Genomic DNA, 14753 nt, shown 5'->3' on the forward strand with positions numbered 1-14753 from the left:
TCCATCCTGGCTGCGCCTGCCGCTATCAATTCCCCCAAGATGTCTTCAGTCAGTCGGTCCAGTTCGACATCGCCGAAAAAACGCTTGCGAATCGCAGCCAGATAGGCCGTGCCTCGTAGCCAAGCCTCCCAATCCACAATGGAGATCGACTGCACTTCCAGCAGCTTGAACTTCATCAGCACCTTGATGGCATGCCTGGCGTGCTTGACCGGATCGCGCCGCAGGCTGTCCAGCCGACGCCGCGCAACAGACAGCGCCGCGTCGACGTTGTCGAACATGGCACCGTGCCCCGGAATCACCTGCCGCGGCGAAAGCTCCGCGATCAGATCCAGCGTGGCCCCTATGTCGTCGAACGATGGCTCACCTGCCAGCTCGGGGAACGCGATACCAAATCCGTTTTCCCACAGAGCGTCCGCTGAAATCAGCGTTCGCGTTCCTGGCTCGAACAGAATGACGGAGTGAGGATCGTGGCCCGGCGCGGCGTGAACCTGCCAAGGCCTGCCCCAAGCACGCACTCGGCGCCAGGCTGCAGCAGTCCGGTAAAGACGAATCGCGGGCAGGTCTGCCCTGTCGCAAGGAAACTCAGGCCTTGCTGATCCCAGCTTTCGACGAACGAAGCTTCTCCCGGCGGGATGTCCGTGCGAATCGATGGATAGTGCGCCTGCAGCGCCGCATTCCCACCGCAATGGTCGCTGTGCAGATGCGTGTTCAGAATGCGATCGAGAGGCCTGCCGCCAAGCACCGACTCGACGAGGGCGACCGTCTGCTCCGCATGCGTCGCATACCCCGTGTCGACCAGCGCCGTTTCTTCGCCGCCCAAGAACAGCACATTGTTCGACGAAAGCCAGCCTCGCTCGAAAACGACTACATCCGCCGGCAGCCCGGCGCTCGCCGACGAATGGCGCATCGCTCAGGCGCCCGCGCTGACGCGGAGTTCGCGGCGCAGGATCTTCCCGACATTGGTCTTGGGCAGCGATTCCCTGAACTCGATGTGCTTCGGCCGCTTGTAGCCGGTGAGCTGCGAGTTGCAGTACTGCAGCACCGCATCCTCGGTGAGCGTCGGATCCCTGCGGACCACGAAGACCTTGATGGCTTCACCCTGCTTCTCGTCCGGCACGCCCACCGCCGCGCATTCCACCACGCCCGGGCACAGCGAGATCACGTTCTCGAGCTCGTTGGGGAACACGTTGAAGCCGCTCACCAGGATCATGTCCTTCTTGCGATCGACGATGCGGCTGTAGCCGTCTTCCTGCATCACCGCGATGTCGCCGGTGCGCATGAAACCATCGGCGGTGAAGGCCGCCGCAGTCTCGGCCGGCTGGTTGTAGTAGCCCTTCATCACGTTCGGTCCCTTGATGCAAAGTTCTCCCGGCTGGTCGACGGGCAGTGAATTTCCTTCGTCGTCCTTGATCGCGATCTCGATGCTGGGCAGCGGCAGGCCGATCGTTCCGGTGAACTCGGTGTTCGACACCGGGTTGTTCGTGCCGATCGCGCAGGTCTCGCTCATGCCCCAGCCTTCGATCATCGGACAGCCGGTGGCCTCGAACCAATTGCGCGCCGTGCCTTCGGAAGCGGCCATGCCGCCGGCCTGCGAGACGAAAAGCGTCGAGAAATCGATCGACTTGAACTCCGGATGCATCAGCAACGCATTGAACAAGGTGTTCACCGCGGGCAGCATGTGGAAGGGCCGCTTCTTCAGCACTGCGATGAACTTGTTGAAGTCGCGCGGATTCGGAATCAGCGTCATGTGCGAGCCCTGGCGGATCACCAGCAGGCACAGCGTCAGCGCGAAGATGTGATACAGCGGCAGCGCCGCGATGCTGTTGACCTTTGCCAGATCGCCGGCGCGCGACAGCGCCGGCGTGAACCAGGCTTCGGCCTGCAGCGTGGCCGCGACGATGTTGCGATGGGTCAGCACCGCGCCCTTCGACAGGCCGGTCGTGCCGCCTGTGTACTGCAGGAAGGCAATGGAGTCGAGGGTGCTCTGGTCCGGTCCCAGCGTACGGCCGCGCCCCTCCGAAATCACCTGGTTGAACGGCGTCACGCTGCGCCCGTCGCTCAAGGGCAGCTTGTAGGCAGGCACCAGCTTGGCGAGATGCCGCACGGCCATGGTGATCCAGGCGCCGTACAAGCCGCCGAGCAGATCGCCCATCGACGTCATGACCACGTGCTTGACCGGCGTGCGCTCGATCACCTTCTCGAGTGTCGACGCGAAGTTCTCGAGGATGACGATGGCCGTCGCGCCCGAATCCTTCAGCTGGTGCTCCAGCTCCCGCGCCGTGTACAGCGGATTCACGTTGACGCAGGTGTACCCCGCGCGCAGCACGCCGCACATGGTGACCGCGAACTGCGGAATGTTCGGCAGCATGATCGCTACCCGCGCACCCGGCTCGAGCCCGCGCGACTGCAGCCAGGCGCCCAGCGCCTTCGACAGCGCGTCGAGTTCGCCGTAAGACATCCAGCGCTCCATGCAGACCGAGAACGGCCGGTCGGCATAGCGGGCGAAGGCTTCGTCGAACATCTGGGGCAGCGAGCGGTACTGCTCCGGATGAATCTCATGCGGCACGCCGGCCGGATAGTTCTGTCGCGCGGAAGATGTGGTCTGCATGCAAGCTCCTTTGGCGCGGATTGTGGAAGGCACTCTGCCTCCGCGACCAGCGGGCTTGTCCTAGGGCAAGGGCGTGCGCTGTCGCGCGCGCGATAGCTGCGCACGACAGCAGCCGCGAACAACCCTTCGGAGTTTCAGGCCTTGCCGGACTCGCCCGGCAGCAGCACTCCGGCCTCGATGTCGGTCGCGACCTTCAGCGACTCGTACAGCGGCGTGAAATCGGGCTCCGTGAGGTCGAACAGCTGCCTGAAGCTGTCGATCACGAAGTAGTTCGCCTGGTAGGTGTCGATCTTGTAGCGCGTGCGCATGGTGCGCAGCAGGTCCAGCGGCAGGCGTCGCGGCTCGTCGCTGAGCACGGCGTGCCTGAGTTCGCCCACCGAGCTGAGGATGCCCGCGCCGTATGCGCGCAGGCCGTCCGGCTGGCGGATCAGGCCGAACTCCACCGTGTACCAGTAGAGCCGCGCGAGCTTCTCGCCCGCGCCGAGCTCGTGCGCCTTGATGCCGCCCTGGCCGTAGCGCTGCACGTAGTCGGCGAAGGTCGGGTCGAACAGCATCGGCACGTGGCCGAACAGGTCGTGGAACACGTCGGGCTCGACGATGTAGTCGAACTCCTCGGGCTTGCGGATCCAGTCGGTCACCGGAAACTTGCGGTTCGCCAGCAGCGTGAAGAAGGGCAGCTCCGGAATCAGCCCCGGCACCGCGACGATCTCCCAGCCCGTGGCGCGGTGCAGGCGCTCGTTGAGCTCGTCGAAGCGCGGGATGCGGTCCTTCACGCCCAGCGAGGGCAGCGCCTTGATGAAGGCGTCGCAGGCCAGCCCCGGCAGCTGCGCCACCTGCCGCTCGTAGAGGCGGCGGTAGGTGTCGTGGTCGGCCGGCGTGTAGCTGGCCCAGTCCTGAGGGCAGGTGTAGTCGGCCAGCACCGCGCCGCCGCGCGAGTAGTCGCCGCGCGGCGGGCGGTCCGAGGCGCCATAGACGGCGGGGGTGACAACTGCGGCGGCGGGGGAGTCCATAGAAAAGCGGTCTCGGAGAAAGAAGGGTTACTTGAGCCAGCGGTCCATCGTCCGCTGGAAGTCGCCGCCGGCCTGCTGCAGATGCAGCCACTGATCGACGTACGACTTGAAAGCCACGTCGTCGCGCGGCAGCATCCAGGCCATTTCGCCGTACTGGAGCGGCTTGTCGGGGTTGACCGCGCACAGGCCCGGCTTGAGCTTCTGCTGCGTGATGGCCTCGGCCGCCTCGGTGACGAACACGTCGGCGCGGTTGGCGAGGATCTCGTCGAAGATCGTCACGTTCTCGCCATGCAGCGTGAGCTTGGCCTGCTTGAAGTTGGCGCGGGCGAAGCGCTCGTTGCTGCCGCCCGGGTTGAAGATGACGCGCACCGACGGCTTGTCGATGGCCGCCACGCTCTGGTACTTGGCCACGTCGGCGCAGCGCGCGATGGGCGTCTTGCCGTTGACCATGTAGGGCGTGCTGAAGAAGGCGGCTTCTGCCGGTCGGTGGTGACCGACACGCCGCCTACGGCGATGTCGCACTTGCCGGCGCTCAGGTCGGGCAGCAGGTTGGCCCAGGTGGTCTTGACCCACTCGGGCTTCGCGCCGAGGCTGGCGCTGAAACCCGCCATCAGGTCGACGTCGATGCCTTCGAAGGCGCCGTCGGGCTTCTGGAAGCTGAAGGGCTTGTAGTCGCCCGGCGTGCAGATGCGCAGCACCGCGGCCTTCTGCACGGAGTCGAGGTGCGAGGCGCCGGCCGCCGGCGCGGCCGCGGGCGCCATCGCGCAACCCGAAAGAAGCGCGGCAGCCGCCGCGATGAAAGTCAGACCGATCGAAGGCGTACAGCTGCGCATGCGTGCTCCAGAGGCAGGTAAATAAGGGAAGGGGCCCTTATTTTGCGGCGCTCAGCACGCCGCGGCGCATCTGGTCGAGCTCGATGCTCTCGAACAGCGCCTTGAAGTTGCCGTTGCCGAAGCCGTCGTCGCCCTTGCGCTGGATGAACTCGAAGAAGATCGGTCCGAGCTGGTTCTCGCTGAAGATCTGCAGCAGCAGGGCGTCCTTCTTGCCGTCGATCAGGATCTTTCGCTTCTGCAGCTCCGCCACGCTTTCGCCGTGGCCGGGAATGCGCTTGTCGACCAGCTCGTAGTAAGTGTCGATGGTGTCCAGCAGGGTCACGCCGTTGGCTCGCAGCGCGTCGACCGTCTTGTACAGGTCGTCCGAGCCCATGGCGATGTGCTGGATGCCTTCGCCGCGGTACATGTCCAGGTATTCCTGGATCTGGCCGGCCTGCTCCTTGCCTTCCTCGTTGATCGGGATGCGGATCTTGCCGCAGGGGCTGGTCATGGCCTTGCTCTTCACGCCCGTCACCTGGCCTTCGATGTCGAAGTACTTGATTTCGCGGAAGTTGAAGAGCTTTTCGTAGAAGCCGGCCCAGACGTTCATCCGGCCGCGGTACACGTTGTGCGTCAGATGGTCGATGTAGGTCAGGCCGTTGCCGAACGGCGAAAGCGCCTGTTCCGGCGTAACGCCCGGCAGTGCCTCGAAGTCGACGTCGTAGAAGCCGATGTTGCCGATGTCGCCGGGCTTCGCGCCGTTCTTGCCGGGCCAGCGGTCCACCAGGTAGATCAGGCTGTCGCCGATGCCCTTGATGGCGGGGATGTTCAGCTCGCCGGGGCCGGCCTTATCGGCGAAGCCCCATGCGCCGAGTGCCGTGGCGCGTTCGTAGGCTTGCTTGGCATCCTGCACGCGGAAGGCGATGGCGCACACGCTCGGACCGTGCTCGCGCGCGAACTTCTGCGCGAAGGAGTCGGGTTCGGCGTTCAGGATGAAATTGATGGTGCCCTGGCGATAAAGAAGCACATTCTTGTGGCGGTGCTTGGCCACGGCCCTGAAGCCCATGCGCTCGAACACCTTGCCCATGGCGGCCGGATCGGGTGCCGCGTACTCGATGAATTCGAAGCCGTCGGTGCCCATGGGGTTCTCCCAGGGTGTGAAGGCGGGTGCGTCGGCTTGGCTCATGTGCGGTCTCCGGTGGGTGGGAATTGAATGAATGGGCGCGAAATCGGCCGGTCATGCAATGTAGGCCGGATGTCTCTCAGGTTTTCTGCGTTTCCACGCGCATGCGGTGGCCTTGGCGCAGTAAAACTGCAAGAATGGAGAAATGGAAGCACTGGACAAGATTGATAGGCTCATTCTGCGCACGCTGCAAGCAGACGGCCGCGCCACCTACGACCAGATCGCCGAGCAGGTGAGCCTGTCGCCCAGCGCCGTGCTGCGGCGGGTCAAGCGGCTGGAAGAACACCGCGTGATCGACCGCTACGTGGCCCTGGTCCAGCCCGAAGCCGTCGGCCTGGGGCTGACCGCCTATCTCAACGTGCGGCTCGAAAAGCACACCGAGACCCACAAGCGCAACCCCATGGACCTGTTCCGCGCCAGCGTTCAGACCTGGCCCGAGGTGGTCGAATGCGCCGCCCTCACCGGCGACATGGACTACCTGCTGCGCGTGGTGGTGGCCGACATGGCCCACTACAGCCGCTTCATCATGGACACCCTGCTCAAGCACCCCAGCGTGGAAGACTGCAAGACCAGCTTCGTGCTGGACCGTGTCAAAGCCACAACAGCTGTGCCCGTTTAGCCACATCCCGGTTGCGTGAGCGCCACGCACTCTGGGACTGGGTCACGAATGTGTCTTGGGATTGACCTTGTAGACTTGTTGTTTAAGGGAAAACCCTTAAAGTTGGGCCATGCTTACCGCCAAGACCCTTCTCAAGGCGTCTCTCGGCATTGGCTCTTTCCTGAAAGCGCCGATGGTCGAGGCGCAACCACGCGCAGTCAGTGCGCCTCAACCGGTGATGGTGCCAATCCGCTCGATCGGCCCCCGCGAACGCGAGCGCATCGCGCGCCACCTGCTCGATCTCACCCCGCACGACCGCTACCTGCGCTTCGGCTACGCGGCGGCCGACGAGCAGATCCAGCGCTACGTCGACAGCCTCGACTTCGAGCGCGACGAGCTCTTCGGCATCTACAACCGCCGCCTCGACCTGATCGCGATGGCGCACCTGGCCTTCGCCCCCGGCGACCAGCACAGCGACTGCGCCGAGTTCGGCGTTTCCGTGTCCGCCCATGCCCGCGGACGCGGCTACGGCGCCCGCCTGTTCGAGCGCGCCGTGGTCGTGGCGCGCAACGAAGGCGTGGGCATGCTCTTCATCCATGCGCTGAGCGAGAACGCCGCCATGCTGAAGATCGCCCGCAACGCAGGCGCCACCGTGGTGCGCAGCGGCGCCGAAGCCGAGGCTCACCTCGAACTGCCCAGCGCCACCTTCGACAGCCGCATGAGCGAGATCGCTTTGGAGCACTACGCGGCCGTCGACTTCGCCCTCAAGAGCCGCGCCAAGCAGTTCTGGGCCTTCCTGGCCAGCCTGCAGGAAGTGCGCAGCGGCATGCGCGACGCGAGAAAGAAGTCGGCGCCCTGAGCTGTGCGGCCCCGGCGGCCGCCCGGCCCCGACCCCTCGGAAGGGCCCGGTAGAGCGTGTCACACGCAATCCGGTATCCTTGTCCCTCCTCAACTCCGCCCTCCTGCAGTGGCCGAACCTCACCCTGAACGCGCTCCCGTCGAACGGGAAGACAAGCGCAGCTTTCTCCAGAAACTCGCCGAATTCATCCACCCCGGCCCTGATTCGCGCGACGAGCTGATCGAAACCCTGGCAGACGCCGAGGACAACGAGGTGATCGGCGCGGAGTCGCGCGTGATGCTCGAAGGCGTGCTGCGCATGGCCGACATGACCGCCGGCGACGTGATGGTCGCCGCGCCGCGCATGGACCTGGTGAACATCGACGCGCCTTTCGACGCGCTGCTGCACCTGGTCATCGACACCGCGCACTCGCGCTTCCCGGTGTACGAGGGCGAGAAGGAAAACATCATCGGCATCCTGCTCGCGAAGGACCTGCTCAAGCTGCAGCGCGCGCCGGGCCTGAACATCCGCGCGCTGCTGCGCCCGGCCACCTTCGTGCCCGAGAGCAAGGGCCTGAACGACCTGCTGCGCGAGTTCCGCGGCAACCGCAACCACCTGGCGATCGTCATCGACGAGTTCGGCCGCGTGGCCGGCCTCATCACCATCGAGGACGTGCTCGAGCAGATCGTCGGCGAGATCGAGGACGAGTTCGACATCGCCGAGGACGAGGGCGACATCTTCGGCCTGGCCGACCACACCTACCGCGTCTCGGGCGACACGCCCATCGAGCGCGTCGCCGAGGCCTTCGGCATCGTGTTCGACGAAGAGCAGCTCAGCGAAGACTTCGACACCATCGGCGGCCTGATCGCGCACGAGATGGGCCACGTGCCCAAGCGCGGCGAGCACCATGCGATCGGCGGTTTCGACTTCGTGGTGCTGCACACCAAGGGCGGCGCGGTCCGCTGGTTCAAGGTGTCCCCGGCACGCGGCGGCGACGCGGCCGACTGATGGCTCGCGCGCCGGCTTCCTCCTTCGCCTCCTTCTTTCGTCCGCTCGGTTTCGTCGCCGCCGGGCTCGCGCAGGCGCTCTCGATGGCCTCGCCGGTCGACGGCAAGCCGCTTTGGTGGCTGCAGCTGCTGTCGCTGGGCGCCCTGGTGTGGCTGCTCGACGGACTCCGCGTCCAAGGTGCCGGCTGGCGCCGCGCCGGATTGCACGGCTGGCTGTTCTCCACCGCGTGGCTCACCGGCAGCTTCTGGTGGCTCTTCATCTCGATGCACACCTACGGTGGCCTGCCGGCACCGCTGGCAGCCATCGCCGTGCTCGCGCTGGCTGCCGCGCTGGGTCTCTACTACGCGGTCGCCGCTGCATGGTTCGTGGTGAAGGGGCCGCGGGGGCGGGTGGCGGGCGCGCTGGTCTTCGCGGCGCTCTGGACGCTGGCCGAGCTGGTGCGCGGCAGCTGGTTCACTGGCTTCCCGTGGGGCGCGGGCGGCTATGCGCACGTGGAAGGCCCGCTCGCCGCGCTCGCGCCGTGGGTGGGCGTGTACGGCATCGGCGCCGCGGCGGCGCTGGCCGTTGCGCTGGTCGCGCTGCATCGTCCGCTGCGCATCGCGGAGGCCGTCCCAGGCATCGTGCTGATCGCGCTCGTGTTCGCCGTGCCCAACCTCGTGCCCGCGCTTCGCGACGACGTGCGGGGCGACAAGGGCGCTGCGGGCAGCCTGAGCGTCGCGCTCCTGCAGGGCAACATCCCGCAGGACGAGAAGTTCATTCCCGGCGGCGGCATCGAGACTGCGCTGAGCTGGTACGGCGAGCAGCTGCGCGATGCGAAGGCTTCGCTCGTCGTCACGCCCGAGACCGCCTTGCCGCTGCTGCCGCAGCAGTTGCCCGTTGGCTATCTCGAAGCGATCAAGGCCCGCTACAGCCAGGGCAGCCAGGCCGCCATCGTCGGCCTGCCGCTGGGCGGGCAGGGCACCTACAGCAACGCGGTGCTGGGGTTCCGCCCCGGCGACGAGCAGCCCTACGCCTACAGCAAGCACCACCTGGTGCCCTTCGGTGAATTCATCCCGCTGGGCTTTCGCTGGTTCATCCAGATGATGAATATCCCGCTGGGCGACTTCGCGCGCGGCGGGCTCGCCCAGGCGCCCTTCGTCTGGCAGGGCCAGCGCATCGCGCCGAACATCTGCTACGAGGACTTGTTCGGCGACGAGATCGGCGCGAACTTCCGCGACGAGGCCACGGCCCCCACCATCCTGCTCAACGTGAGCAACATCGCCTGGTTCGGCGACACGGTGGCCATCGACGAGCACCTGTCGATCTCGCGCATGCGCGCGCTGGAGTTCGCGCGGCCGATGGTGCGCTCCACCAACACCGGCGCGACCGTGGTGATCGACGCCCAGGGCCGCGTGACGCACGAGCTGCCGCGCCTCACGCGCGGCGTGCTCGAAGCGAACGTGGAAGGCCGTCGCGGCCTCACGCCCTTCGCGCGCTGGGTGGCGCCCTTCGGCCTCTGGCCGCTGTGGCTGCTGGCCATGGCCATCGTGGCGGTGGCCTGGGTGCAGGGCCGCCGCCAGAACTGAAACCGGTCAGGCTGCCGAAGCCGCCTTCACCGGCCAGTCGCGCAGCTTGCCCGGGTTCAGCAGCCCCAGCGGGTCGAAGCGCTTCTTCACCTCGATGACTTCCGGCGGCAGCGGCCCGCCGGCCTTGCCGTCTTCGACGATGTTCACGTGCGGGTTGTTGATGTGCACGCCATGCTCGCGGTGGATGCGCATGATCTCCTGCAGCCGCTCCTCGGTGCTGAAGCGCACCAACTGCAGCCCGCTGCAGGTCATGAGGCCGGCCACGTTGCGCAGGAACTCGATGTGCATCATCACCTCGCCCTGCTCACCGCCCAGCAGCTTCTCCATCTCGATGACCTGCTCGACGTGCCGGCCCGGAACGAAGCCGCTCTGCAGGTAGGTGAGGTTCGGATCGATCTTCAGCGCATGCAGCGTCGTGTGGTTCCAGGTGAATTCCATCAGCGTGCGGTTGCTCTTCTGCACCTCGGCCGCCATCTTGCGGTAGCCGACGGTGCCGCCGTGGGCCTCCACCAGCTGCAGCATCGCGGGCTCGCACGACTCGGCCACCAGCGACAGCACCGTGTGGCAGCCCTTGGGCAGGTGCGCGGCGAGCTGCGCCAGATGGTCGGAGATCGGTGCTGCGAAGAAGGTGACGCCGCGCTTCACGATGCCCGGCGCGTGCGCGAGCTTGTCGGCGAAGTGCAGCGCGCTTTCGAAGTCGCCGAAGGTCACCAGCGTCTCGAGCCAGGGATGCGCGGGCGCCAGCGCGATCTCCAGCTCCAGCACGAGGCCGTTGGTGCCCCACAGGTGGTGCATGCGCATCGCGTCGGGGCCACGCAGCTCGACGACCTGCGGCTCGGCCTCGATGGTCATCGCCCGGATGCCAATCACGTTGCCCGGCGCGCCCAGCGGCCCGTAGTTGATGGAGCCCACGCCGCCGAAGCCGCCGCCGAAGAGGCCGCCCAGCGTCGCGCTGCGGTAGGTGGAGGGCACGCAGCGCAGCTCCTGCCCCGTGGGCTTGGTCTGCTTCTCGAGTTCACCGAGGCGGATGCCGGCCTGCGCGCGAGCCACGCCGGGGCGCACCCACAGGCAGCCGTTGTAGCCCGTCATGTCGAGCACCACGCCGCCGGCCAGCGGCGTGGTCTGGCCGTAGTTGCCGGTGCCGCTGCCGCGGATGGTGATGGGCACGCAGCGGCGCGCGCAGGCGCCGACCACCGCGCGGATCTCTTCCTCGGTGCGCGGCCGCACGACCACGTCGGCGCGCTTGTCCTTGAGCTGGCGTACCAGCACGGGGCTGAACCAGGAGAAGTCGGAGGACAGCCGCGTGACGCGGCTCTCGTCGGTGATCCAGTCGAGGTCGGGCAGTTCGAGCAGCAGCTGCTCGATGGCGGAAACAGGGGCGTTCATGGTCAAGGTTCAATCCTGGGAAAGTTCGCTCGCATGCCACGAGCCCAGCGCCAGCTTGGTGAGCCAGGCCATCAGCACGAAGAGCGCGACACCGGTGAGGGAAATGAGCAGCAGCGCCGCGAACATGCGCGGGATGTTCAGCTGGAAGCCCGCCTGCAGGATCTGGTAGGCCAGCCCCGCGCCCGAGCCGCCGGTGCCCGCGACGAACTCCGCCACCACCGCGCCGATCAGCGCGAGACCGCTGGAGATGCGCAGGCCGCCGAAGAAGTACGGCAGCGCGCTCGGAATGCGCAGCCGCACCAGCTGCTGCCAGCGCGTCGCGCGGTTGAGCTTGAAGTAGCTCTGCAGGTCGGGGTCGATGCTGCGCAGGCCCAGCGTGGTGTTGCTGATGATCGGGAACAGCGCCACCAGCGCGGCGCACACCGTCATCGCCGCCACCGGGTTCTTCACCCAGATGATGATGAGCGGCGCCACCGCCACGATGGGCGTCACCTGCAGCAGCACCGCGTACGGGAAGAGCGCGGTCTCGATGCGCTTGCTCTGCACGAACAGGAACGAGATCAGCACGCCCGCCACCGTGGCCAGCAGGAACGACAGCACCGTGATCTTCAGCGTGACCAGCAGCGCGTTGCCCAGCGGCGCCCAGTCGGTCACCAGCGTCTGCATCATCAGGTAGGGCGAGGGCACCAGGTAGGGCGGCAGCTCCATCGCCACCACCAGCCATTGCCACAGGGCGATCAGCACCACGCCGATCAGCACCGGGTAGAGCACGCGCTGCACGCGCGGCTGGGCCAGCAGGGGAAGGGTCTTGGCAGTCATCGCGCGGCCTCCTCGTCGGTGCTGCTGGCGCGCAGCAGGCTGTCCTGCAGCTGCTTGGCGTAGCGTGCGAATTCGGGCGTGACCATGAAGTCGGCGCTGCGCGGATAGGGCTCGTCGATGCGGAACTCCTCCACCACGCGGCCGGGCCGAGCGGCCATCATGACCACGCGGCTCGACAGGAACACCGCCTCGTGGATCGAGTGGGTCACGAAGATCACCGTGAGCTTCTTCTTGCGCCACAGCTCCAGCAGGTCGGCGTCGAGCTTGTGGCGCGTGATCTCGTCGAGCGCGCCGAAGGGCTCGTCCATCAGCAGCAGGTCGGGCTGCGTGACGAGGCCGCGCGCGATCGACACGCGCATCTGCATGCCGCCCGAAAGCGCGCGCGGCAGCGCATCGGCGAATTTCTCCAGGCCCACGAGCTCGAGCGATTCCATCACCCGCGCATCGGCCTCCTTGCGCGGCACGCCGGCCAGGTCCAGCGGCAGCCGCACGTTGGTGCGCACGCTGGCCCACGGCATCAGCGTGGGCGACTGGAACACGAACGACATCTTGTGCGAGCTCTCGTGCAGCTGCGCCACCGGCCGGCGCCACACCAGCAGGCGGCCGTCGCTGGGCTCGAGCATGCCCGCCACCATCTTCAGCAGCGTGCTCTTGCCGCAGCCCGAGGGGCCGAGCAGGGTGACGAACTCGCCTTCGGCGATGGACAGGTCCACCGGCAGCAGCGCCTGCGTGCCGTTGGGATACGTCTTCTCGGCCGAGAGCACTTCCACCGCCGGAACGGCGGGTGCGAAATCGGGCGGGGGCGCCAGCGTGTGGGGATCGATGCGATTCACGATGTGAGTTCTCCGATACGTAGCTGCGTGAAAAATGCGCAATGGCGCGTCGCGGCCTCTTCGTGAAACACCGCGGAACCGGCTTTGCCGGGCCGCAGGTGTTGCCCCCGGTAGGGGGTTGGCGAAGCGACACGAAGTGCGCGCAGCCTGGGGGCGAGCATCAAGGAATGACCTTGGCGTCCTTGACGAACTCGGTCGTGTAGGTCTTGGCCAGTTCGACCTTGGCGGGGTCGAGCAGCTTCGCGCTCACCAGGAAGTCGTAGCTCGCCTTCGCACGCGCATCCGTCATCACGCCGATGCCGAGCTTGGCCGCGTCGCCGCCGGTGACCATGCCCATCTCCTTGAGCTTGGCCACGCTGTAGGCCAGCTGGTCGTCGGTCATGTTCGGGTTGTCTTTCTTGATGAGCGCGTTGGCGGGCGCGGGATCGGCGAGGTAGCTCTTCCAGCCCTCGGCCGAGGCCTTCACGAAGGCGGCGACCTGCTTGCTGCGGTCCTTCACCGTCTTCTCCATGCACGACACGGTGGTCGCGTAGGCCGGGAAGCCGTGGTCGCTGAACATCAGCACGGTGCTCTTCACGCCGGCCTTCTGGATGGCGTAGGGCTCCGAGGTCAGGTAGCCCTGCTGCGCCGCGTTCTTGTCGGCCACGAAGGGCTGGATGTTGAAGGTGTAGGGGCGGGTCTGCTCATCGGTGAAGCCGAACTTGGCCTTCAGCCACGGCCAGTAGCCGCGCTGGGCCTGTGCGCCGATCAGCAGCGTCTTGCCCTTGAGGTCCTCGAACTTCTTCACGTCGTCATGGGCGATCAGCACCTGCGGGTCCTTCTGGAAGAAGGCCGCCACGTTGACCACCGGCACGCCGCCTTCGCGCACCTGCATCATCTGGATGTCGCTAGAACCCATGATGCAGTCGGCCTGGCCGGCGGCCATCATCTGCGTGATGTTGACCTGCGGGCCGCCCATCTTGATGGTCACGTCGAGGCCGTACTTCTTGTAGATGCCCTGTGCCACCGCCTGGTAGAAGCCGCCGTGCTCGGCCTGGGCATACCAGTTGGTCATGTAGGTGAACTTGTCCTCGGCCTGGGCGGGCGCGGTGGCGAGGAAGGCGATGGCGGCGGCGCCGGCGATGGACAGTGCGAAGGAGCGCATGGAGACCTCTCTAGGGCAGGGGAGTTGAAGAAGACGAAAGAAAAAGAAGAAGCGGCCGTTGCAAGAAGTGGGCTCAGGCCGGCTGGAAGCTCTGCTGGATGAAGCCCTGCTGGTGCCCGCGCTCCCAGGTGGCCTCTTCGCGCACCACCCAGCGCAGCGCGTGCAACTCGGTCAGCGCCTGCACCCAGCTGTCGGAGAGCGTGTCGAGAATGGCTTCGCCCTGCTCGCGCGTGGCGGTGGTCGGGTCGCCGATCACGCCGCTCGGGCCGAAGTCGCGCGAGGTCCATGCGCAGGCGGGGCGACCGTCGGCCGACAGCAGCTTGATCGGGAAGGGCGGCGGAAAGTTGGCGACCGCGTGTTCCATGTGCACCGTCTCGGGTGCGAGTGCGAGCATCAGCGCGGTCTCGGAATGGCCGGCGTGCATGGCGAGCTTCTTCTCCTGCTCGCTCACCTGCTTGCTGGCCGCGCTCGGCAGGCGCGACACGCCGTGCGGCACCACCACGAAGTCGCCGTGGCGCAGGCGGAGCTCGCGCGCCGCCATCTCCAGCACCTGCGGCTGCCCGCCGTGGCCGTTGGCGAACAGCAGCTTGCGAAAGCCCGAGCGGTAGACCGACTCGCCGATCTCGATCACGGTCGACAGCAGCGTGGTGCCGGTCAGCGTCATCGTGCCGGGAAAGTGCAGGTGCTCTTCCGACTTGCCATACGTGATGGTGGGCAGCGCGAAGGCGCGCACCTCGGCGGGCAGCTTCTCGAGCGCCTTGCCCATCACGCCGGAGCAGATCACGCTGTCGACCGAGCAGGGCAGGTGCGGTCCGTGCTGTTCGATCGCGCCGCAGGGCAGCACGATGACGGTGTTCTCGCGGTCGGGCAGCGCCGCGATCTCGGTCCAGCTCAGGTAGGGCAGGAAGCGGTGGGGCGGAATGTAGCCGTGGAGCATGGGAGGGTCTTT

The 14753-nt window shown here is 66.7% G+C and carries 12 protein-coding genes and 2 pseudogenes; 4 read left to right on the forward strand and 10 right to left on the reverse strand.

From position 1 onward, the window contains the following. The 5 genes and pseudogenes from FHT32_RS34095 to hppD all read right to left on the reverse strand — a co-directional run. Positions 1 to 907: pseudogene (locus tag FHT32_RS34095) on the reverse strand (MBL fold metallo-hydrolase); the annotation flags it as partial. Positions 908 to 910: 3 nt separating this feature from the next. After that, positions 911 to 2608: an AMP-binding protein gene (locus FHT32_RS34100; RefSeq protein WP_176668962.1), complete on the reverse strand. Its 1698-nt coding sequence runs from the start codon at positions 2606 to 2608 to the stop codon at positions 911 to 913. Positions 2609 to 2742: 134 nt separating this feature from the next. Further along, positions 2743 to 3618, reverse strand: a complete 876-nt coding sequence (phhA, locus tag FHT32_RS34105; protein ID WP_176668963.1) for a phenylalanine 4-monooxygenase — start codon at positions 3616 to 3618, stop codon at positions 2743 to 2745. 27 nt (positions 3619 to 3645) lie between these two features. Continuing rightward, positions 3646 to 4451 (reverse strand): annotated as a pseudogene (locus tag FHT32_RS34110) (transporter substrate-binding domain-containing protein). A 37-nt stretch (positions 4452 to 4488) separates the two neighbouring features. Further along, entirely contained in the window at positions 4489 to 5616 is a 1128-nt protein-coding gene (gene hppD / locus FHT32_RS34115) for a 4-hydroxyphenylpyruvate dioxygenase (protein WP_176668964.1), read from the reverse strand. Between the two features lie 142 nt (positions 5617 to 5758). Between hppD and FHT32_RS34120 the strand changes: the two genes are divergently transcribed. The 4 genes from FHT32_RS34120 to lnt all read left to right on the forward strand — a co-directional run bounded on the left by FHT32_RS34120 (position 5759) and on the right by lnt (position 9622). After that, positions 5759 to 6232, forward strand: a complete 474-nt coding sequence (locus tag FHT32_RS34120) for an Lrp/AsnC family transcriptional regulator (protein ID WP_019658474.1) — start codon at positions 5759 to 5761, stop codon at positions 6230 to 6232. A gap of 109 nt (positions 6233 to 6341) precedes the next feature. Continuing rightward, a complete protein-coding gene (locus FHT32_RS34125) occupies positions 6342 to 7070 on the forward strand; it encodes a GNAT family N-acetyltransferase (RefSeq protein WP_176668965.1) in 729 nt (242 codons plus the stop codon). A gap of 108 nt (positions 7071 to 7178) precedes the next feature. Then, the gene (locus FHT32_RS34130; protein ID WP_126023798.1) at positions 7179 to 8057 is read left to right on the forward strand and encodes an HlyC/CorC family transporter; all 879 of its coding nucleotides are present in this window, start codon (positions 7179 to 7181) and stop codon (positions 8055 to 8057) included. Beyond that, positions 8057 to 9622 carry an apolipoprotein N-acyltransferase gene (gene lnt / locus FHT32_RS34135; protein ID WP_176668966.1) on the forward strand — a complete coding sequence of 522 codons (1566 nt, stop codon included), beginning with the start codon at positions 8057 to 8059 and terminating at the stop codon, positions 9620 to 9622. The genes FHT32_RS34130 and lnt overlap by 1 nt, the downstream gene beginning before the upstream one ends. Positions 9623 to 9628: 6 nt before the next feature. Here lnt and FHT32_RS34140 read toward each other — a convergent pair whose 3' ends face one another. The 5 genes from FHT32_RS34140 to FHT32_RS34160 all read right to left on the reverse strand — a co-directional run bounded on the left by FHT32_RS34140 (position 9629) and on the right by FHT32_RS34160 (position 14741). Further along, positions 9629 to 11008 (reverse strand): FAD-binding oxidoreductase, encoded by a 1380-nt coding sequence (locus FHT32_RS34140; protein WP_176668967.1) that lies wholly within the window; start codon positions 11006 to 11008, stop codon positions 9629 to 9631. A gap of 9 nt (positions 11009 to 11017) precedes the next feature. Continuing rightward, positions 11018 to 11827, reverse strand: coding sequence for an ABC transporter permease (locus FHT32_RS34145; protein ID WP_176668968.1), 810 nt, complete (start codon positions 11825 to 11827; stop codon positions 11018 to 11020). After that, the gene (locus FHT32_RS34150; protein WP_176668969.1) at positions 11824 to 12660 is read right to left on the reverse strand and encodes an ABC transporter ATP-binding protein; all 837 of its coding nucleotides are present in this window, start codon (positions 12658 to 12660) and stop codon (positions 11824 to 11826) included. Before FHT32_RS34150 ends, FHT32_RS34145 begins: the two co-directional genes overlap by 4 nt. Before the next feature lie 160 nt (positions 12661 to 12820). Continuing rightward, positions 12821 to 13804, reverse strand: coding sequence for an ABC transporter substrate-binding protein (locus tag FHT32_RS34155; RefSeq protein ID WP_176668970.1), 984 nt, complete (start codon positions 13802 to 13804; stop codon positions 12821 to 12823). A gap of 73 nt (positions 13805 to 13877) precedes the next feature. After that, the gene (locus FHT32_RS34160) at positions 13878 to 14741 is read right to left on the reverse strand and encodes a creatininase family protein (protein ID WP_019658482.1); all 864 of its coding nucleotides are present in this window, start codon (positions 14739 to 14741) and stop codon (positions 13878 to 13880) included. Between the last annotated feature and the right edge of the window lie 12 nt (positions 14742 to 14753).

The organism is Variovorax sp. SG517, from assembly GCF_013376045.1.
Lineage (GTDB): Bacteria > Pseudomonadota > Gammaproteobacteria > Burkholderiales > Burkholderiaceae_C > Variovorax.